Here is a 19,780-nt window from a genome sequence, read left to right on the forward strand (position 1 = left end):
ATGGGGGCTCAGCCATCCGGGCGCTCGTAGACGTACGGCTCCATCAGGTCCTGCATGCTGTAGAAGCCCTTGTCCCGCGCCAGCAGGTTCTTCGCGGCGAACAGCACGCCATTGCCGAAGGCCTCACGGGCGATGGACTCGTGGCTGAGGCGCACGGTCTGGTAGGGAAAGCCGAAGAGGATCTCATGGCGGCCGACGATGCCGCCGGCGCGGATCGATTTGATGTCGTCGCTGCATTGATCGAGGGTTTCCGCGATGACCCTGGCGGTGCCGGAGGTTTCCGGCTTGGCGGCAAAGTGCTCCTCGATGATCGCGATGTCGGCCTCGGGAGCGATCTGCTTGAGGATCTTCGCCGCCAGGATCAGGAAGTTGATGCCGATGGTGATGTTCGGCGACCAGAGCACCTGGGTGTGCTCGGCCAGTGCCCGCAGCTGCTCGACGCGCTCCTCGGGATACTGGGATATGGCGCTGATAATGGCGATGCCGCGCTGGCCTGCTTCGCGGGCATACAGGTCGAGGCCGTCGGCGCTGGAGAAGTCGATGATCACATCGACCGGATGGCGGTCGAGCAGGCTGTCCATGGCGATCTCGTCTCTGCCGAAGATCAGCGCGGGGTTGTCCGAGGTCACGCCCAGGCAGTCAGCGGCCGACTTGCGCTCGGGATTGGCCGAGCCGCGGATGACCCACTGCAGTGCAGTGGCGTCGCTTTCAAGCAGAACGGAGGCGACAGATTTGCCTGTGCGTCCGAAACCAATCAATCCAACCTTCAATTTCCATGTCCTCGAGTGTCTGATTGTTGTTGTCCGAATACGCATACTCCCGGGGAAAATGACTGCGCGTTCAATGTGTTGTGGCTGGTCCGGGCGGACCGACCGTGTCCCGACCATAACCCATGCTGGCGCGATGGGTCCACGCGCCGGGCTGGCGCCAAGGCTGCGCGATGGATGTGACGATTGCGGGACACTGCGCCACAGCCCCCGGCTCACGGGGGCTGTGGCCTCGTAATATCCCGCAATAAAACCACGGTCTTTGCCGCCCGGCCGCGGCTGCTCGCCCTGCGGCGGGGGCCGCCGGTTGCGCCAAGCGTGGACGCGCCGGCAATTCGGCACCGATCCGCTTTGCCTCGTGCGGTTGGCCCAGTACGATCAGCGCTTTTCGCGAAGGGAGTACGCGCATGCGCACCCAATTGGACAGCTGCCTGGCCGCCGTCAATCAGGTTCTGCTCGGCAAGGACAGACAGGTGCGCCTGGCCCTGGCCTGCCTGCTGGCCCGCGGCCATCTGCTGCTGGAAGACCTGCCGGGGATGGGCAAGACCACCCTCAGCCATACCCTGGCCAGGGTGCTGGGCCTCAGTTACCAGCGCATCCAGTTCACCTCCGACCTGCTGCCCGGCGACATCCTCGGTACCTCGGTATTCAACCGCGAGAGTGGGCAGTTCATCTTCCATCCGGGACCGATCTTCGCCGAGCTGGTACTGGCCGACGAGATCAACCGTGCCACCCCGAAGAGCCAGAGCGCCCTGCTCGAGGCGATGGAGGAGGGCCAGGTGACCATCGAGGGTGCCACCCGGCCGCTGCCCGAACCGTTCTTTGTCATCGCCACGCAGAACCCCAGTTGCCAGGGCGGCACCTTCGCCCTGCCCGAGTCGCAGCTCGATCGCTTTCTCATGCGCGTCTCGCTCGGCTATCCGGCGCGCAGTGCCGAGAAGGCGCTGCTGCAGGGCGAGGCGCGCCGCGACCTGCTGCCGCGTCTGGAGCCGATCCTCGACCACGCCGCGCTGGCACGGATCCAGGCCGAGGTGCCGGCCGTGCATGCCAGCGATGCGGTGATCGATTATGTCCTGCGCCTGGCCGAGGCGACCCGTACCCAGCCGGCCTTTGCCCTTGGCCTGTCGCCGCGCGGCAGCCTGGCGCTGCTCGCTGCGGCGCGGGCCTGGGCGATGTTGGCCGGCCGCGACTATGTGATTCCCGAGGACGTGCAGGCGGTGCTGCCATCGGTGGCCGGCCATCGCCTGCGCGACCAGGCCGACCCGGCCGGGCATGGCGGTGGCGCGCTGGTGCAGTGGCTGCTGCGCGAAGTGACGCCGTTCTGATGCCCGCCCGCCTGTTTGCCGCGCGCTGGAGTCGCTGGCTGGAGAGACGCATTCCGCCGGCCCGCCAGGTGCGCCTGGACCAGCGCCGGATCTTCATCCTGCCCACCCCTCAGGGACTGATGTTCGGCGTGGCGCTGCTGCTGATGCTGCTGGCGGCGATCAACTACCAGAACAGCCTGGCCTACGGGCTGACCTTCCTGCTGCTGTCGCTGGGCTTGGTCACCATCCTGCATACCTACCGCAACCTGGCCGGCCTGGTGCTGGCCGCAGGCGAGGCACCGCCGGTGTTCGCTGGCGAGCAGGCCGGCTTTCGCCTGCGCCTGCAGAGCAGCGGGCGGGCCCATCGTGGCATCGCCCTGGGTTGGCCGCCGGCGCCGTTGCAGCCAGTGGAGATCGAGGCCGACGGCAGCAGCGAAGTTGAGCTGTTCCTGCCCGCCCGCCAGCGCGGCTGGCTGCGTGCGCCGCGCCTGCGGGTCGAGAGCCGCTTCCCCCTCGGCCTGCTGGTGGCCTGGAGCTGGGTCGATCTGGACCTGGCGGCGCTGGTCTATCCGCGCCCGCAGAGCGGCGAGCTGCCGCCCGCCGGTGGCGGCGTGGAGGACGACGAGGAGCCGGGCATGGCCAGCACGCGCAGCGGCGTCGACGATTTTCAGGGGCTGCGACCCTATCAGAGCGGCGATTCGCGACGCCGACTGCACTGGAAGGCCTGGTCGCGCGGTCAGGGGCTGCTGGTGAAGGACTTCGCCGAGCTGCAGGGCCATGACCTGTGGCTGGACTTCGACAGCCTCGGCGGCGATCGCGAAGCGCGCCTGTCGCTGCTCTGCCACTGGGTGGTGCAGTTGGCCGGCCATGAGCAACCCTTCGGCTTGCGCCTGCCGAGGGTGACTCGTGCGCCCGGCAGCGGTGCGCTGCAGCGTGACCTGTGCCTGCGCGAGCTGGCGCTGTTCGGCCTGCCGGCCAACCCGGCGGAGGGGCGTCCATGAGTCACTGGACGAGAAAGGCTTCGCCGGCAATTCCGCGCATCAGCCTGCTCTGGCTGCTGGTGGCTCAGGCGCTGGTGATCCTGCCGCATCTGGCCCATCTGCCGGGCTGGATCAGCGGTCTGTGGCTGGTCTGTGCCACCTGGCGCATCCAGGTGTTCCGCATGCGCACCAGCTACCCGGGTGGGCTGACCAAGGCCTTCATGCTGCTGGCGGCAGGGGTGGGCGTGTATGCCTCGCGCGGTTCGCTGATCGGCCTGGATGCCGGGGTGGCGCTGCTGATAGCCACCTTCCTGCTCAAGCTGGTGGAACTCAAGACCCGCCGCGACGCCCTGGTGCTGGTGTTCCTAGGCTTCTTCGTGGTGCTGACCAGTTACCTGTTCGACGACAGTCTGCTGGCCGGGGTGTACAGCCTGCTGCCGGTGACCGCCCTGCTGGCGGCGCTGATCGGCCTGCAGCAGAGCGGTCTGAGCGAGAAGCCCTGGCCGACCCTGCGTCTGGCCGCCAGTCTGCTGCTGCAGGCGGTGCCGCTGATGCTGGTGCTGTTCCTTCTGTTCCCGCGGCTGGGACCGCTGTGGTCGGTGCCCATGCCGGGCGAGCGCGGCACCACCGGGCTGGCCGAGAGCATGAGCCCGGGCGATATCGCCGAGCTCAGCCAGTCTTCCGCACTGGCCTTTCGCGCCAGTTTCGACGGTCCGGTTCCGCCGCGCCCCGAGCTCTACTGGCGTGCGCTGACCTTCGAGCAGTTCGACGGTCGGCGCTGGTCGCAGCTGCCCGAGCCGCCGCGCGCCGAACCGGCCTGGCAGGCCGAGGGGCCGGCGCTGTCCTACAGCATCGTCATGCAGCCGAGCGGCCAGCCCTGGCTGTTCGCCCTGGATACCGCGCGCACGGAGCTGGAGCAGACCCGGCAAATGGGCGACTTCCGTCTGCAGCGGCGCCGGCCGGTGGAGCAGAACCTGCTCTACAGCGTCACCTCCTGGCCGCAGGCGCGCCGCGAGCCGCAGGCCAGTCCGCGCCTGGGTGTCGCCCTGCAGCTGCCGGCGGACGGCAACCCGCGGGCGCGGCGCTGGGCGGCGCAGCTGGGCCAGCGCCATGACGGGAATCCGCAGGCGCTGGTCGACGATCTGCTCGGCCATTTTGCCCGCGAGGCGTACTTCTATACCCTCAAGCCGCCGCTGGCCGGTGACGATACGGTCGACCACTTCCTGTTCGACAGCCGCCGGGGCTTCTGCGCCCACTACGCCGGAGCGATGACCTTCGTCCTGCGCGCCGCCGGTATTCCGGCGCGGGTGGTGGCCGGCTATCAGGGCGGCGAGCTGAATCCGGCCGGCAACTACGTGCTGGTGCACCAGTTCGATGCCCACGCCTGGGTCGAATACTGGCTGCCCGGGCGCGGCTGGGTCAGTGTCGACCCGACCTTCCAGGTCGCCCCCGAGCGCATCGAACAGGGACTGGAGCAGGCGCTGCCGGCCGAGGATGCCTTCCGCGCCGGAACCGCCCTGTCGCCCATTCGTTACCGGCATGTCGCCTGGCTGAATTCGCTGCGCCTGAGCTGGGACAGCCTCAACTACGCTTGGCAGCGCAAAGTGCTCGGCTACCAGGGCGAGGCGCAGCTCGAGCTGCTGAAGGGCTGGCTGGGCCAGGTGAATGCCACCCGGGTGGCGCTGATCCTGGTCGCGGCACTTGCGCTGCTGCTCGGCAGCCTGGCCTTGTTGCTGCTCAAGCCATGGAAGCGCGAGCATGATCCGCTGCTGCGGCTCTACCAGCGCTTCGAACGCCTGCTGGCGCACCACGGCCTGCGCCGCGAGCGTGGCGAAGGGCCGCTGGCATTCGCTGAACGGGCCGCCGCAGCGCTGCCGGCGCAGGCGCGGGAGATCAACGCCTTTGCCCAGCGTTTCGCCTGGCAGCGCTATGCCGGTACGGCCACCGATGCTGCGGCGCTGCGCCGGGTGCTGAAACAGCTGCGGCGCAAGCTGCCGCAGCGGCGCTGGTGGGGTGCAGGCGCGCTCGTCCGTGGCACCCGCCGCGAAGTCTGAGCCGCGAGGTGCCTGGACTGCTCCGCGGTGGGGGCGGCAGGCGCCTGCTATGCTCGGCGCTGAAGCGGATCAACCCTTCGCGGAGGAAGCTCAATGACGGCATTGGCCAATCGGCTTATTGCGCGCTTCATCACCCTGGAAGTGGCCTTGCTGGCGGCCCAGGCGCGGCTGACGGCGGGTACCGACGCCGAAGCCTTGCACGACCTGCGCATCGTCGTGCGTCGTCTGCGCAGCCTGCTGCGCCCGCTGCGCGGCCTGCCGGGTGTCGATAGCCTGGAGGCGGCCACCGCCGAGGTGGGTGGGCTGAGCAGTCCGTTGCGCGACCTGGAGGTGCTCATCGGCGAGCTGGAGCGGCATGGCCTGGACAGGCCCGCCGTGGTGCGCCGCCGGATCCTCCAGCAGGGTTATCAGGACCTGCTCGCCGGTTCGGCGCTGACGCACCTGCGGCAGTGCCTCACGCAGTGGCCCGGGTTGCTGCGCGAGGTGGAGCGCGAGGGGTTGCTCAAGGGCATGGAGAAGAAACTGCACCGGCGCCTGTTGCGCCAGCAGCGGGCGCTGCAGGCCGCACTGGCCGACCCGGCCCACGACCGCCACCGCCTGCGCCTGCTGGTCAAGCGCGTGCGCTACGCCGCCGAGGTCTGGCCGCATCAGTTGTCCGTGCCGCCGGATGCCCTCAAGGCGGCGCAGTCAGCGCTGGGCGACTGGCACGACCATCTGCAATGGTGCCTGCGCGCCGGCACCGAAGCCGACCTGCAGCCCTGCCTGGTGCGCTGGCAGCGTGAGCTGGCCGCCGCCGAGGTCGAGGCGGACGCGGTGCTGCGGCAGTTGCAGGAGGCGCTGGAGGCAGCGGCCAGCGCCGACTGACCGCACGGCGCGGGCCGTCAGGCCTATGCCAGCTCCGGCAGGCCGAAGAACGCCCGGGCACAGGCCGTGCTGTGTGCCGCCAGGGTTTCCGGCGTCTCGTTGCGATGGCGCGCGACTTCGTTGAGTACCTCGCTCAGGAAGGCCGGCTCGTTGTGGCCGTGCTTGGGGCGCGGCCGCAGGGTGCGCGGCAGCAGGTAGGGGGCATCGCTTTCCAGCATCAGTCGGCCTGCCGGAATCTCGCGCACCAGCGGGTGCAGGTGACTGCCGCGTCGCTCGTCGCAGATCCAGCCGGTGATGCCGATGTGCAGGTCGAGGTCGAGGTAGGCGTAGAGCGCGCGCTTCTCGCCGGTGAAGCAGTGCACCACGGCGGCCGGCAGGCGGTCGCGGAACTCGCCGAGGATCGCCAGCAGCCGCTCGCTGGCCTCGCGTTCGTGGAGGAACACCGGGCGGCCCAGCTCGCAGGCCAGCGCCAGTTGCTCCTCCAGCGCCCGCTCCTGCTGGGGGCGCGGCGAGAAGTCGCGGTTGAAATCCAGTCCGCATTCCCCCACCGCGCGGACCTGCGGCTCGGCCAGCAGGTCGCGCAGCCGGCGCGCGCAGTCGCTGCTCCACTGGCTGGCTTCATGGGGGTGCAGGCCAGCGGTGGTGAACAGACGGCGGCCTTCGGGGTCGAACTGCCGGCACAGTTCCAGCGCCGCCTCGCTGTCCTCCGGCGAAGTGCCGGTGAGCACCAACTGACACACGCCCGCGTCGTAGGCGCGTTGCAGGAAAGCCTCGCGCTCCTTGGCAAATGAGCCATGGGTCAGATTGACGCCGATGTCGATCAGTTGCATGGTGCTGCACCCGTATTTTGGCCGAATGCCCGGGAAGGGAATTCGATATTGACGAAAAAGAGCTTATTTAACCGCAACCTGGCCAGCCGATGCAGCGGCTTTGTCGCGTGGTGTGCCGCGCGACTGCCCGCCCTGATGGTGCTGGTCTGCCTGCTGGTGGTGTTGCCACAGAGCGCCAGTGCGCGCCTGGCCGGCCCCCAGGAGGGCTGGACGCCGGGCGAGTCCACCCGCGACCTGGCCGCCGTGCGTGCCAGCGGTCAGCTGCGTGTGCTGGTCAACCAGAGCCGCCACAGTTCGGGCGAGGTGCGCGGAGAGTCGATCGGCGTCGAGTATCGGCGCCTGCGTGCCTTCGAGCAGTACCTCAATCGCACGGCACGCGACGGCCGCGAGGTGCGCCTGAAGCTGATCCCGTTGCCCAAGGAGCAGTTGCTGTCGGCGCTGCTGCGCGGCGAGGGCGATCTGGTCGCGCCGGGCGAGCTGCTGCCGGTGCGCCGCGGCATGGCAGTGCGCGCCAGCGCGCCGCTCCAGCGCGATGTGCCGCTGGTGGTGGTGGCGCGCCAGGGCAATCGCCGCTATCAGCGTCTCGAGCAGCTGGCCGGGCGCAGCCTGGCGCTGCCGGCGGGCAGTGCGGCGCGCGATGCGCTGCTGAGGATCAATGCCGGACTGAAGACGCCGATCGTGGCCGACTGGCAGGATCCGAGCCTGGCCGTGGAGGATGTGCTGGAGCTGGTGCACGCCGGCATCCTGCCGATGACTGCGGTCGAACTGCCGATCGCCGAGCGCTGGGCCAAGGTGCTGCCCAAGCTGCGCATCGATCGCCACCTGCAGCTGACCAAGAAGGGCGACATGAGCTGGTACGTGCAGCGCGCCGCGCCCAACCTGCGCGCCAGCGTCGACCGTTTCCTGCGCGACTACCGCGCCCCGGCCGATCAGGATGCGGCCTTCCTGCGCGTCTACCGGCGCCTGTACAAGGTTCACTATCCCCTTGGCCGCCTCGAGCGCCAGCGTCTGGAGCGGGTACGGCCGACGCTGATGCAGCACGCCCGTGGCCAGTCGCTGGACTGGCTGCTGCTGGCGGCACTGGCGTTCAAGGAGTCGACCCTCAACCCCGCTGCCCGCGGGGCTGGCGGGGCGACGGGACTACTGCAGATCACTCCGGCGGCGGCGCGCAGCGTGGGGGTGGCCAATGCCGCCACCCTCGAGGGCAACGTGCAGGCCGGCGCGAAGTACCTGGCGATGATCCGTCGGCGCTACTTCGCCAGCGCGCAGTTCAACGAGCGCGAGCGCATGGCCTTCGTCCTGGCCGCCTACAACCTGGGCCCGCAGCGGGTGCAGCGCCTGCGGGCCGAGGCGCGCAGGCGCGGGCTCAACCCCAATCAGTGGTTCTTCCAGGTCGAGCGGTTGGCCGCCGAGCGCTTCGGCATGGGCGTGGTCAGCTACGTCAGCAGCGTCAACAAGTACCATCTGGCCTTCGCCCGCGAGCGCTATCGCCTGGAGCCGTGAAACATCGAATCTGTCGATGGTTTCGCCGAGGATTTTGCCCGGCTGGATGCGATTTTTTCGGCTAGATTCTCAGCATCGTCCACTACCCGAGAATCTGCGATGAATGCGTTCTGTGCCTCCCTGATGTCCACCCGCGGCGGCTACGGCCTGACCGTGCTGCGCGTGGTGATCGGCCTGTCCTTCATGGCTCACGGTGCCCAGAAGCTGTTCGGCTGGTTTGGCGGCCACGGCCTGGCCGGTGTCGGACAGTGGATGGAGTCGATCGGACTGGCCCCGGGCTACCTGATGGCGCTGCTGGCCGGCAGCGGGGAGTTCTTCGGCGGCCTGGCGCTGGTCATCGGTCTGCTGGTGCGTCCGGCGGCTGTCGTGCTGGTCGTGGTCGCGTTGGTGGCGATCTTCAGCGTGCACTGGGTCAACGGCTTCTTCATGAGCAACAACGGCTACGAATACGCCCTGGCGCTGCTGGCCGCCTGTGTGGCGCTGCTGCTGGAGGGCGCCGGCAAGCTGTCGCTGGATGAAGTGCTCGGTCGTGCCTGCTCCAGCCGGCACTGAGGCCGGCGCTCAGGGATAGTCGATCTCGACCACGTACCAGGTGCGCTCGCCAGTTGGCGTGTGCACCTGCACTTCGGCGTCCAGCGCCTTGCCTACCAGGGCTCGGGCCAGCGGCGAGTCGATGCTGATCAGGTTCAGTTTCAGGTCGAATTCGTCGGGCCCGACGATGCGATAGCGGGCGGTTTCGCCCTGCTCGTCCTCGATGGTGACCCAGGCGCCGAAGTAGACCTTGCCGGGGTCGCTCGGCCGTTCGCCGATCACCTTGAGGTTCTCCAGTCGCTTGCGCAGGAAGCGCACGCGGCTGTCGATCTCGCGCAGCATCTTCTTGCCATAGGTGTACTCGGCGTTCTCGGAACGGTCGCCCTGGGCGGCCGCCTCGCTGACCGCCTGGGTGACCTGCGGGCGGCGCACATTCCACAGTTCGTGCAGCTCTGCACGCATGCGCGCCTCGCCCTCGGGGGTGATCAGAGGGGTGCCGGCGGTGCGTGGCGGACGGTAACGGCTCATCGGGCATTCATCCAGCAGGGCAGGTGGTAGACAGGCTCAGGCTTCGCGCAGCACGGCGAGCGGACTGGCATTCAGGGCGCGGCGGGTGCCGAGCAGGCCCGCACCGCCGACCAGCACGGCGCCGATCAGTGGCAGCAGGAGCAGCGACGGGTGCGGCTGCCAGGGCAGGTCGAACACCAGGCGGTAGAGCAGGGCGCTGGCCGCTTCGCAGCCGATGGCGGCGAGCAGGCCACTGCCGGCGCCGAGCACGGCGAACTCGTTGCGCCGGGCGCGTACCAGCAGTCGGCGTTCGGCGCCGAGGGCGCGCAGCAGGGCGCCCTGGCGGATGCGCTCGTCCAGCGTCGCCTGCAGGCCGGCGAACAGCACGGTGAGGCCGGCGGCGAGCACGAACAGCAGCACGTATTCGACGGCCAGGGTCACCTGGGCGAGGATGCTGCGCAGCTGGGCGAGCACCGCATCGACCTGCAGCAGGGTCACCGCGGGGAAGGCGCGGGCCAGCTCGACCAGCGGACGTTCGGAGCCTGGCGGCAGGTAGAAGCTGGTGAGGTAGGTGGTCGGCAGGCCGGCGAGGGTTTGTGGTTCGAAAACCATGAAGAAGTTCGGCTGAAAATTGTCCCAGTTGACGCTGCGCAGGCTGCTCACTCGCGCCTCGATGTCCTGTCCGGCGATGCTGAAACCGAGGCGGTCGCCGACGCCGACGCCGAGGCTTTCGGCCAGCTCGGCTTCCACGGAGACCGCCGGGCCGTGATCGGCCGGAAGACCGTCCCACCACTGGCCGGAGAGCAGCTGGTTGTCCTGCGGCAGGGTGGCCGACCAGGTCAGACTGAGGTCGCGGCGCACGGCGCGTTCGCCGCGCGACTCCTTGCTGACCTGGGTGCGCGCCGCTTCACCATTGATGCTGACCAGGCGCCCCGGGATGACCGGGTAGAGCGTGGCCGGCTGCGGCGACAGCTCGGCGATGCGCGCGGCGAAGGCCTGCTCTTCGGCCGGCAGGATGTTCAGGGCGAAGTGGTTGGGCGCCTGCTCCGGCAGTTGCGCGCGCCAGTTGTCCAACAGCTCGCTGCGCAGCAGCACGGCGAGGGCCATGGCCAGCAGGATCAGGCCGAAGGCCAGCGACTGCCCGGCGGCCGCCAGCGGGTGACGCAGCAGCTGGCCGAGACCCAGGCGCCAGGTCAGCCCGGCGTTGGCCAGCAGGCGGCGCAGGCCGCGCAAGGCCAGCAGCCACAGGCCGCCGAACAGCACGGCGGCGATCAGGCCACCGCCGAGCAGGGCGAGGGTCAGCAGGATGTCCAAGCTCAGCCACCACATGATCAGGGCCAGCGCCAGCAGGGCGCAGGCGTAGACCAGCCAGCTGGCCAGGGGCAGCGGCAGCAGGTCGCGGCGCAGCACGCGCAGCGGCGGCACCCGGCCCAGCGCCGCCAGCGGCGGCAGGGCGAAGCCGGCCAGCGCCACCAGGCCGGTGGCCATGCCGACCAGCGCCGGCAGCAGGCCGCCGGAGGGAATCTCGTCCGGCAGCAGTCCGCCGAGCAGGTGGAACAGGCCGAACTGCGCCAGCCAGCCGAGCAGGGCGCCGCTCAGGCTGGCGAGCAGGCCGAGCAGCAGCAGTTGTAGGCCGAACAGCAGCAGCGCCTCGCGGCGCGACAGGCCGAAGCAGCGCAGCATGGCACTCAGGTCGTAGCGCCGGCTGGCGAAGCGCGCGGCGGACAGGGCGACGGCGACCCCGGCGAGCAGCACGGCGACCAGGCTGGCCAGGCCCAGGTAGCGTCCGGCGCGGTCGAGGGCGCCGCCGACCTGGCGGTTGCCGTCGCGGGCATCCTGCAGGCGCTGGTGGGCGGCCAGGTCGGGTTCGATGGCGCGGCGATAGTCGGCGAGGGCGGCGGGCTCGCCGCGCCACAGTTCGCGATAGCTGACCCGGCTGCCGGGCTGGATCACGCCGGTGCTGTCGAGGTCGGCCAGGTTGATCAGCACCCGCGGGGTCAGGCTGTAGAAGTCGCCGGCACGGTCCGGCTCGTAGGTCAGTACCCGGGTCAGGCGCAGCGGCTGACGACCGATCTCGATCGAGTCGCCGATCGCCAGGTCCAGCGCCACCAGCAGGCGCGCCTCGACCCAGGCCTCGCCGGGCGCCGGCCGGCCACCGGGTGTCTCGGCAGCGAAGGGGCGCTCTGCGCTCTTCAGCTGGCCGCGCAGCGGGTAGGCGTCGTCCACCGCCTTGACGCTGGCCAGCTGGATGGCCTGGTCGGTGGCGATCACGCTGGAAAACTCGACGGCGCGGGCGTGGGCCAGGCCGCGCTGAAGGCCTGCGGCAATCTGCTCGGGGGCGGCTGCGGAGCTGCCGCGCAACACCAGGTCGGCGGCGAGGAATTCGCCAGCGCGCAGCAGCATGGCGCCATTCAGGCGGGCGCTGAAGTAGCCGATGGCGCTGCTGGCGGCGACGGCGATCAGCACGGCGAAGAACAGTACGCGCAGTTCGCCGCTGCGCGCCTCGCGCAGCAACTGGCGCAGGCTCAGCTGCAGCAGGCGAAAGAGCGGCAGGCTGCGCATGTCAGGCCTCCGTGGCGACGAGGCGCCCGGCCTCCATGCGGATCTGCTGCTGGCAGCGTGCGGCCAGGCGGGCATCGTGGGTGACCAGCACCAGGGTGGTGCCGCGCTCGCGGTTGAGTTCGAACAGCAGCTCGGTGATGCGCTCGCCGGTGAGGCTATCGAGGTTGCCGGTGGGTTCGTCGGCAAACAGGATGTCCGGCTCGCCGGCGAAGGCGCGGGCAATCGCTACCCGCTGCTGCTCGCCACCGGACAGCTGGCGCGGGTAGTGGCCGAGGCGCTGGCCGAGACCGACCCTTTCCAGCAGGTTGTGCGCGCGCTCACGGGCATCGTTGCAGCCGGCCAGCTCCAGGGGCAGCATGACGTTTTCCAGCGCGGTGAGACTGTCGAGCAGCTGGAACGACTGGAACACGAAGCCGACGTGTTCGGCGCGCACGCGGGCGCGCTGGTCTTCATCGAGGCGGGTGAGGGCATGGCCGGCCAGCAGGACTTCGCCGGCGCTGGGCTGGTCGAGGCCGGCGAGCAGGCCGAGCAGGGTGGATTTGCCCGAGCCGGAGCGGCCGACGATGGCCAGGCTGTCGCCGCGGCCGAGCTGCAGGGAAAGATCGTCGAGGATGGTCAGCTCGCCTTCCGCGCTGTCGACCACTTTGCTAAGGTTTTGCGCGGTTAGAATGCTGGCTTTCATGGAGAATCCGATGCGTACTTGGTTGTTGCGCGGCTGTCTGGGCCTGTTGTTGCTGGCCCAAAATGCGACGGCGGGGACCCTGCTGGTCGTCGGCGATAGTATCAGCGCGGCTTTCGGCCTGGAAACCCGCCATGGCTGGGTCAGTCTGCTGGCCGAGCGTCTGCAGCAGGAGGCTCCGCAGTGGCAGGTGGTGAACGCCTCGGTGAGCGGCGACACCAGTGCCGGCGGGCTCTCCCGCCTGCCTGCGCTGCTTGAGGAGCATGCCCCGCAGCTGGTGCTGATCGAGCTGGGTGGCAACGATGGACTGCGTGGCCAGCCGCCGCTGCAATTGCAACAGAATCTTGCGGCGATGATTGCGCAGAGCCGCGCCGCCGGGGCAGAGGTGCTGCTGCTGGGCATGAAGCTGCCGCCCAACTACGGCCCGCGCTACACCCGTGCCTTCGAACAGGTGTATGTCGAGCTGGCGGAACGCAAGCAGGTGCCGCTGGTGCCGTTCTTCCTCGAGGGGGTAGGTGGCGTCGACGGTATGGTGCAGGGCGACGGCATCCATCCAACCGCTGCCGCTCAGCCGATTCTGCTGGAAAATCTCTGGCCGACGCTGCAACCGCTGCTCTGAGGCTTTTCCCGCCCGAGGCTTTCGGCTAAGGTTGCGCGCCGCGCCGCCCCGGAGCCGTTGATGTCGCGCCATTCCTGGTCCCTGTATGCCTACCGGCTGCTCGTTCCCGACGAGCAGCTGGACCTGTTCGCCTGTCAGGAGGCACGCATGCACCTGGTCGCCCGGCAGCTGGAGCTGGACGATCCGGGCGACCATACCCTGTGCGGCACTCTGCTGCCGGCGCATCCGCTGTGGCAGGCGCTGGACAAGGCCACGCTGAAGGATCGGCGCCTGTGCTCGGCCTGCCTGCAGCGTCTGCGTGCCGACCGCCACGGCTTGCCGCGCGACTGGCCGTTGCGCTGAGGTTTCCTCCGCTTTGGGCTGGGGTGTACAATTAATGATCGCTAAAATTGCTCAGGTATCGCTGATGTCAACCCGTGTTGTTGCCGTTCGCCCCTTGCTGGCCAGCATGGCCGCACTGCTGCTGGCTGCTCCGGCTAGCGCACTCGAACTGCCTCTGCCGCCGCCCGGCGAAGATGTCGTCGGTCAGGTGCAGGTGATCAAGGCCAAGTACGAGGACACCTTCGCCGACATCGGTACGGCCAACGACCTTGGCTATCTGGAAATGGTCGCTGCCAATCCGGGCGTCGATCCCTGGCTGCCTGGTGAGGGGACCGATATCGTCCTGCCGACCCGCTTCGTGCTGCCTCCGGGACCGCGCGAAGGCATCGTGATCAACCTGGCCGAGTACCGCATGTACTACTTCCCCAAGGGCCAGAACGTGGTGCACACCTTCCCGATGGGGATCGGGCGCGAGGGCTGGGGCTCGCCGATCGCCAACACCACCATCACTGCGAAGACGCCGAATCCGACCTGGACGCCGCCGGCGTCGATTCGTGCCGAGCATGCCGCCGAGGGGGACATTCTGCCGGCGGTGTTCCCGCCGGGGCCGGACAACCCGTTGGGTCCGTTCAAGTTCACCCTGGGCACACCGGGCTACCTGATCCACGGTTCGAACAAGAAATTCGGCATCGGCATGCGCGTCAGCCACGGCTGCTTCCGCATGCTCAACCACAACGTGCTGGAGCTGGCGAAGATGGTACCGGTGGGCACGTCGGTGCGCATCATCAACGAGCCATACAAGTTCGGTGTGGCCGGCGGCAAGGTCTACCTCGAGGCGCACACGCCTCTGGACGATCACGGCGACCCCTCGGTGGTCGACAAGCACACCGAAGTGATCAATACACTGCTAAAGCACGATGACCTGAAGGACAGCATGCGTCTGGACTGGGAGGTGGTGCGCGAAGTGGTCGCCGCCGAGGATGGTCTGCCGGTGGAGATCGCCCTGTCGCGAGAGGAGCTGGCCAGCGCGGTAGCGCCCTGATCCGTGCTGGTCGGAAAAAACCGTTGCGGCTTGGTCGTAACGGGTTTTTTATCGCCTGTCCGCTCTGCCAGCTACTTGTGCTAGTTGTTGGCAGGCAATAAAAAAGCCGACCCTCGCGGGTCGGCTTCTGCAAATGCCAGATCGTTAGACCTATTACTTGCGGCTGGCTTTTTCCAGCATGCGCAGGGCGCGCTCGTTGGCTTCGTCAGCAGTCTGCTGAGCCTTCTGAGCGGCAACCAGAGCTTCGTCGGCTTTGCGGTAGGCTTCGTCAGCGCGAGCCTGAGCGCGGGCAGCGGCGTCTTCGGTAGCGGTCAGACGGGCTTCGGTTTCTTTGGACATGCTGCTGCAACCGGTAGCCAGGATGGCGGCCAGGGTCAGAGCGGAAATTTTCAGAACGTTGTTCATCGTGTTCCCCTTAAGGTGGACTTTCCATGATGCAATCTCCCTTACGGGAAATCGGCTGGGTTATATAGTACGCATTACTTTTAGTAAGTAAACGTGTCGAGTGCAAGGTGCGTGAAATTTTTTATCTTTTGTTATGTACTTGATCGCGTCTCTGTTTAAAAAGTAATCAGTTATCTGCTGGAAGAGGGGCACTTCTCCGACTCGGGGTTGTCAAACCGGCGTTGTCCGCTCCGTTGACGAGGGATGATTTGGCAGAGAGACTTTGGACAGGGGCCGGCAGGCTTTGCTAGTGTTCCGAGTTCAGGCAGGCAGTTTTATGACCGTCGTCGCTTCACTGGACGGCGGTTGCGTAGTGCAAGGGGAGAAGCGTGATGAGCAAGTCACTGCCCATTCGGCATGATCAGGCTGGCAAGCAGTTCGAGGTGACGGTGGATGGTTGTCGTGCCTACCTGTCCTACATGGATTTGGGCAAGCAGACCATCGACATCTATCGCACCTTTGTGCCTGATGCCCTGCGCGGGCGCGGCGTGGCGGCAGCGTTGACCGAACAGGCGCTGCAGTTCGCCGAAGGCAAGGGGTACACCGTGATCCCGTCCTGCTCCTATGTGGAGCGCTACATGGAGCGTCGCCAGCGCAGCGTCGAGCGCCAGGAGTAAGAGGGATCAGGCAACAAAAAGCCGGGCAGATGCCCGGCTTTTTGCGTTCTGCAGGTCCGCTCAGCCACGCTTGCGCTTGGGCAGAACGTCCTTGAGCTTGGCGTGCATGCTGCGCAGGGTCTTTTCCGTGCTGTCCCAGTCGATGCAGGCATCGGTGATGGACACGCCGTACTTGAGGTCGCAGAGGTTCTTCGGAATCGACTGGCTGCCCCAGCCCAGGTGGCTTTCCACCATCAGGCCGATGATCGAGTTGTTGCCCTCGAGGATCTGGTTGGCGACGTTTTCCATCACCAGCGGCTGCAGGGCCGGGTCCTTGTTGGAGTTGGCGTGGCTGCAATCGACCATGATGTTCGGGCGGATGCCGGCGCGGGTCAGTTCCTGCTCGCACAGGGCGACGCTGACCGAATCGTAGTTCGGCTTGCCGCTGCCGCCGCGCAGCACCACGTGTCCGTAGCGGTTGCCCTTGGTGGTGACGATCGACACCTGGCCCTGCTGGTTGAGGCCGAGGAAGCGGTGCGCGCTGGAAACCGACTGCAGGGCGTTGATCGCCACGGTCAGGCCGCCGTCGGTGCCGTTCTTGAAGCCGACCGCCGAGGACAGGCCGGAGGCCATTTCGCGGTGGGTCTGCGATTCGGTGGTGCGCGCGCCGATGGCCGACCAGCTGATCAGGTCCTGCAGGTACTGCGGGGAGATCGGGTCGAGGGCTTCGGTGGCGGTTGGCAGGCCCATCTCGGCCAGGTCGCAGAGCAGCTTGCGGCCGATGTGCAGGCCGTCCTGGATCTTGAACGAGTCGTCGAGGTAAGGGTCGTTGATCAGGCCCTTCCAGCCGACGGTGGTGCGCGGCTTCTCGAAGTACACGCGCATGATCAGGTACAGGCTGTCGGAGACCTCGGCAGCCAGCTTCTTGAGGCGCTCGGCATACTCGTGGGCGGCCTTGATGTCGTGGATCGAGCAGGGGCCGACCACCACGAACAGGCGGTGATCGTTGCCGTCGAGAATGTCGCGCACCACTTGGCGGCCGTGACTCACGGTCTGCCGGGCGGTTTCGGTGAGGGGCAGTTCGTGCTTGAGCTGTTCAGGGGTGATCAGCGCCTCGTTGGAGGCGATGTTAAGGTCGTCGATCGGTAAATCAGCCATCGTGTTACTACTCGTCAGGTCACGGATGCCGTCCGCCAGCCAAGCCCGTGGCGGAGCGCAGCAATATGGGGCAACGGGATGCTTGAACCTTAACGCTTTAGGCCGCCGCTTCACAATAAAGACTTGCAGTTTTTCCGGGGTTAGCGCAGCCGTCCGGCCGCTTTGTTGCACCATATCAGTGTGCGATCAGCGGTGCTTTTCTGTGCAGGCGTCTTGCCTGCGCCGGCGCTGGCCATGGATAGTGCGCGATTACCCTTGTTGAGGAACATTGTCATGAGCGAATCCGCTCGTCCACGCATCGGCATCATCGGTACCGGCGCCATCGGTGGTTACTACGGGCTGATGCTGGCCCGCGCCGGTTTCGAGGTGCACTTCCTGCTGCGCAGCGAATATGCGGTGGTGGCCCGAGAGGGGCTGCGGGTGCGCCATGCCCAGCTTGGCGAGCTGCATCTGCCCAAGGTCAACGCCTGGCAGGATGCGGCGCAGATGCCGGCCTGTGACTGGCTGCTGGTCGGCGCCAAGACCACCAGCAATGGCGAGCTAGCGCCACTGCTCGCCCAGGTCGCCGCGCCGGGGGCGAAGGTGGTGCTCCTGCAGAACGGTTTGGGTGTGGAGGATGCGCTGCGCCCGTTGCTGCCCGACTCGCTGCACCTGCTCGGCGGCCTGTGCTTCATCTGCGCCCATCGCGAGGCGCCCGGGGTGGTGGTTCATCAGTCCCAGGGCGTGTGCAACCTGGGCTACCACAGCGGTCCGGCCCTGGACGACGAGCGCCAGGCGCTGCTCGAGCAGGGCGTGGCCTGGCTGCGTGAGGCGGGGATCGAGTCCAGCGTGATTGCCGACCTCAACCAGGCGCGCTGGCAGAAGCTGGTGTGGAACATCCCCTACAACGGCGTTGCGGTGCTGCTCGGCAGCTCCACTCGGCCGCTGATGAGCAACGCCGACAGCCGCGCGCTGCTGCAGGCGCTGATGCAGGAAGTGGTCGATGCCGCGCTGGCCTGCGGTGGCAGTCTGCCGGATAACTATCCGCAGAAGCTGCTGGCCTACACCGAACGCATGCCCGACTACCTGCCGAGCATGTATCACGACTTCGTCCAGCGGCGCGCCGCGGAGCTGCCGGCCATCTATGCTGCGCCGCTCGCCGCCGCCGAATTGGCAGGCGTCGACATGCCACGGGTGCGCATGCTGTATCAGGCGCTATCTTTCCTGCAGGCTGCAGGCCGGCAATAGGAAGGAAACCGGCCTTGCGGGCACGCTGGGCGGTGGGCCGTTCAGGCCGTTTCTCAAGGCTTGAGGGTCAGGCCACTCATTGCGAGCGCGCCCGCAGCATGAGCGGGGTTGCCACCGGCCACGTGCCCCAGGCGTGGCCAACGAGTGATCGGCCGCCTGCTACGCTGAGAAGGAAACACAGCCCCCGCCAACGGAGGCCTGATGATCCGCTCGATTCTCTACGCCACCGATCTCGGTCTGTTCGCTCCTTACGTGCTGCAGCATGCGCTGTTATTGGCGCGTGCCCATGGTGCCGATCTCTACGTCCTGCATGTGGTCGAACCTCTTGGGCTGTTCGCCGAGTCGGTGCTGCAGACCTATCTGGACGAGGCGACCCTTGCGGATCTGCAGGTGAACGGGCTGGACAGCGTGATGGTGAGCATCGAGCAGCGTGTGTTCAGCGGTTTCTGTGACGAGTTGCAGGAAAGCGAAGGGGATTCGTTGCCGATCCGTGCCGTACGGGTTCTGCTTGGCGACCCGCCGCAGATGATTCTGCAGGAGGCGCAGGATCTGGGGGTCGAGCTGATCGTGATCGGCTCGCACAGCCAGAGCATGGGTGTCTGTTCGGCGCTGGGGCGCACCTGCATGCGGCTGCTGCAGCAGACAAAGGTTCCGGTGTATCTGGTGCCGATCATTCCGGAGGGGGGTGGCTGTTGAGCGAAAGCATACAAAGAGGCCGTTTTGATCTAAGATAAAAAATAGACCATGGATATGGTTATAAAAGATAAGGGCTGCAGTGGGCAGCCTCCGGCCTATTCCCGTTTCGAGGATTTTTCATGAAGCTTCAGCAACTGCGTTACATCTGGGAAGTGGCGCATCATGAACTGAATGTTTCGGCTACCGCCCAGAGCTTGTATACCTCGCAGCCCGGGATCAGCAAGCAGATCCGCCTGCTTGAGGACGAACTGGGGGTCGAAGTCTTTGCCCGCAGTGGCAAGCATCTGACGCGGGTGACGCCTGCTGGCGAGCGGATCATCACCACGGCCGGGGAAATCCTGCGCAAGGTCGAAAGCATCAAGCAGATCGCCCAGGAGTTCTCCAACGAGAAGAAGGGCACCCTGTCGATCGCCACCACCCACACCCAGGCGCGCTATGCCTTGCCGGCGGTGATCCGCGACTTCATCAAGCAATACCCAGAGGTGGCCCTGCACATGCACCAGGGCTCGCCGACACAGATCGCCGAAATGGCCGCCGATGGCACCGTGGACTTCGCCATCGCCACCGAGGGGTTGGAACAGTACGGCGACCTGGTGATGATGCCCTGCTACCGCTGGAATCGTTGTGTGATCGTGCCCCAGGGTCATCCGCTCACCCAGTTGCCGAAGCTGACCTTGGAGGCACTGGCCGAGCATCCGCTGGTGACCTACGTGTTCGGTTTCACCGGCCGATCCAAGCTCGACGAGGCCTTCAGTCATCGGGGGCTCGAGCCCAAGGTGGTGTTCACTGCGGCGGATGCCGACGTGATCAAGACCTACGTGCGCCTGGGACTGGGTGTGGGCATCGTGGCAGGCATGGCCGTCGACCCGGTACAGGACAAGGACCTGGTGGTGCTGGATGCCAGCGAGCTGTTCGAGTCCAGCGTGACCAAGATCGGCTTCCGTCGCGGCACCTTCCTGCGTGGCTTCATGCTCGACTTCATCGAGCGCTTTGCGCCGCATCTGACCCGCGAGCGGGTGGCCGAGGCGGTGCAGTGCCGCAACAAGTCCGAGCTGGAAGAACTGTTCCTGGATGTGCAGCTGCCCACCTGCTGAGC

At 67.2% G+C, this 19,780-nt stretch carries 20 protein-coding genes; 13 read left to right on the forward strand and 7 right to left on the reverse strand.

Going from position 1 to position 19,780, the window contains the following annotated elements:
• Positions 1-8 precede the first annotated feature (8 nt).
• Positions 9-770 (reverse strand): 4-hydroxy-tetrahydrodipicolinate reductase, encoded by a 762-nt coding sequence (locus BMZ19_RS05345; protein ID WP_090307980.1) that lies wholly within the window; start codon positions 768-770, stop codon positions 9-11.
• A gap of 404 nt (positions 771-1,174) precedes the next feature.
• Between BMZ19_RS05345 and BMZ19_RS05350 the strand changes: the two genes are divergently transcribed.
• The 4 genes from BMZ19_RS05350 (at position 1,175) to BMZ19_RS05365 (ending at position 5,969) form a co-directional block, all read left to right on the forward strand.
• Positions 1,175-2,092: an AAA family ATPase gene (locus BMZ19_RS05350; RefSeq protein WP_090307983.1), complete on the forward strand. Its 918-nt coding sequence runs from the start codon at positions 1,175-1,177 to the stop codon at positions 2,090-2,092.
• Positions 2,092-3,072: a DUF58 domain-containing protein gene (locus tag BMZ19_RS05355; protein WP_090307985.1), complete on the forward strand. Its 981-nt coding sequence runs from the start codon at positions 2,092-2,094 to the stop codon at positions 3,070-3,072. The genes BMZ19_RS05350 and BMZ19_RS05355 overlap by 1 nt, the downstream gene beginning before the upstream one ends.
• Positions 3,069-5,105, forward strand: coding sequence for a transglutaminase TgpA family protein (locus BMZ19_RS05360; protein WP_090307988.1), 2,037 nt, complete (start codon positions 3,069-3,071; stop codon positions 5,103-5,105). Before BMZ19_RS05355 ends, BMZ19_RS05360 begins: the two co-directional genes overlap by 4 nt.
• 93 nt (positions 5,106-5,198) lie before the next feature.
• Complete coding sequence (locus tag BMZ19_RS05365) at positions 5,199-5,969, forward strand: CHAD domain-containing protein (RefSeq protein ID WP_090307991.1); 771 nt, start codon at positions 5,199-5,201, stop codon at positions 5,967-5,969.
• A 23-nt stretch (positions 5,970-5,992) separates the two neighbouring features.
• Here BMZ19_RS05365 and BMZ19_RS05370 read toward each other — a convergent pair whose 3' ends face one another.
• Entirely contained in the window at positions 5,993-6,799 is an 807-nt protein-coding gene (locus BMZ19_RS05370; protein ID WP_090307993.1) for a TatD family hydrolase, read from the reverse strand.
• Positions 6,800-6,934: 135 nt separating this feature from the next.
• On the opposite strand from BMZ19_RS05370, the gene BMZ19_RS05375 reads away from it, so the two are divergent.
• Both BMZ19_RS05375 and BMZ19_RS05380 read left to right on the forward strand, forming a co-directional pair.
• Positions 6,935-8,302, forward strand: a complete 1,368-nt coding sequence (locus BMZ19_RS05375) for an MltF family protein (protein ID WP_090307996.1) — start codon at positions 6,935-6,937, stop codon at positions 8,300-8,302.
• Between the two features lie 99 nt (positions 8,303-8,401).
• Complete coding sequence (locus BMZ19_RS05380; RefSeq protein ID WP_090307999.1) at positions 8,402-8,854, forward strand: DoxX family protein; 453 nt, start codon at positions 8,402-8,404, stop codon at positions 8,852-8,854.
• Between the two features lie 9 nt (positions 8,855-8,863).
• Here the strand turns inward: BMZ19_RS05380 and greB are convergent, their stop codons facing one another.
• Genes greB through BMZ19_RS05395 form a run of 3 tightly spaced genes read right to left on the reverse strand, consistent with a single transcriptional unit; the run spans position 8,864 to position 12,584 of the window.
• Positions 8,864-9,361: a transcription elongation factor GreB gene (gene greB, locus BMZ19_RS05385; RefSeq protein WP_090308001.1), complete on the reverse strand. Its 498-nt coding sequence runs from the start codon at positions 9,359-9,361 to the stop codon at positions 8,864-8,866.
• A 36-nt stretch (positions 9,362-9,397) separates the two neighbouring features.
• Complete coding sequence (locus BMZ19_RS05390; RefSeq protein ID WP_090308004.1) at positions 9,398-11,902, reverse strand: ABC transporter permease; 2,505 nt, start codon at positions 11,900-11,902, stop codon at positions 9,398-9,400.
• Between the two features lies 1 nt (position 11,903).
• Entirely contained in the window at positions 11,904-12,584 is a 681-nt protein-coding gene (locus BMZ19_RS05395; protein WP_090308007.1) for an ABC transporter ATP-binding protein, read from the reverse strand.
• 10 nt (positions 12,585-12,594) lie between these two features.
• On the opposite strand from BMZ19_RS05395, the gene BMZ19_RS05400 reads away from it, so the two are divergent.
• The 3 genes from BMZ19_RS05400 (at position 12,595) to BMZ19_RS05410 (ending at position 14,563) form a co-directional block, all read left to right on the forward strand.
• Complete coding sequence (locus BMZ19_RS05400) at positions 12,595-13,200, forward strand: arylesterase (RefSeq protein ID WP_090308010.1); 606 nt, start codon at positions 12,595-12,597, stop codon at positions 13,198-13,200.
• 60 nt (positions 13,201-13,260) lie between these two features.
• Positions 13,261-13,542, forward strand: coding sequence for a hypothetical protein (locus BMZ19_RS05405; protein ID WP_090308012.1), 282 nt, complete (start codon positions 13,261-13,263; stop codon positions 13,540-13,542).
• Between the two features lie 64 nt (positions 13,543-13,606).
• The gene (locus tag BMZ19_RS05410; protein WP_090308015.1) at positions 13,607-14,563 is read left to right on the forward strand and encodes a L,D-transpeptidase family protein; all 957 of its coding nucleotides are present in this window, start codon (positions 13,607-13,609) and stop codon (positions 14,561-14,563) included.
• A gap of 153 nt (positions 14,564-14,716) precedes the next feature.
• On the opposite strand, the gene BMZ19_RS05415 is transcribed toward BMZ19_RS05410, so the two are convergent.
• A complete protein-coding gene (locus tag BMZ19_RS05415; RefSeq protein ID WP_090308018.1) occupies positions 14,717-14,968 on the reverse strand; it encodes an Lpp/OprI family alanine-zipper lipoprotein in 252 nt (83 codons plus the stop codon).
• Positions 14,969-15,339: 371 nt separating this feature from the next.
• Here BMZ19_RS05415 and BMZ19_RS05420 point away from each other — a divergent pair, with 371 nt between their 5' ends.
• Positions 15,340-15,624 carry a GNAT family N-acetyltransferase gene (locus BMZ19_RS05420; RefSeq protein ID WP_090308020.1) on the forward strand — a complete coding sequence of 95 codons (285 nt, stop codon included), beginning with the start codon at positions 15,340-15,342 and terminating at the stop codon, positions 15,622-15,624.
• Between the two features lie 60 nt (positions 15,625-15,684).
• On the opposite strand, the gene BMZ19_RS05425 is transcribed toward BMZ19_RS05420, so the two are convergent.
• The gene (locus BMZ19_RS05425) at positions 15,685-16,761 is read right to left on the reverse strand and encodes a 3-deoxy-7-phosphoheptulonate synthase (protein WP_090308023.1); all 1,077 of its coding nucleotides are present in this window, start codon (positions 16,759-16,761) and stop codon (positions 15,685-15,687) included.
• Between the two features lie 273 nt (positions 16,762-17,034).
• Here BMZ19_RS05425 and BMZ19_RS05430 point away from each other — a divergent pair, with 273 nt between their 5' ends.
• The 3 genes from BMZ19_RS05430 to cysB all read left to right on the forward strand — a co-directional run bounded on the left by BMZ19_RS05430 (position 17,035) and on the right by cysB (position 19,778).
• A complete protein-coding gene (locus BMZ19_RS05430) occupies positions 17,035-17,988 on the forward strand; it encodes a putative 2-dehydropantoate 2-reductase (protein WP_090308025.1) in 954 nt (317 codons plus the stop codon).
• Positions 17,989-18,189: 201 nt separating this feature from the next.
• Positions 18,190-18,684 carry a universal stress protein gene (locus BMZ19_RS05435; RefSeq protein WP_090308028.1) on the forward strand — a complete coding sequence of 165 codons (495 nt, stop codon included), beginning with the start codon at positions 18,190-18,192 and terminating at the stop codon, positions 18,682-18,684.
• 119 nt (positions 18,685-18,803) lie between these two features.
• Positions 18,804-19,778, forward strand: a complete 975-nt coding sequence (gene cysB / locus BMZ19_RS05440) for an HTH-type transcriptional regulator CysB (RefSeq protein ID WP_090308029.1) — start codon at positions 18,804-18,806, stop codon at positions 19,776-19,778.
• The last annotated feature ends 2 nt before the right edge of the window (positions 19,779-19,780 follow it).

This window comes from Pseudomonas linyingensis, assembly GCF_900109175.1.
Taxonomy (GTDB): domain Bacteria; phylum Pseudomonadota; class Gammaproteobacteria; order Pseudomonadales; family Pseudomonadaceae; genus Geopseudomonas; species Geopseudomonas linyingensis.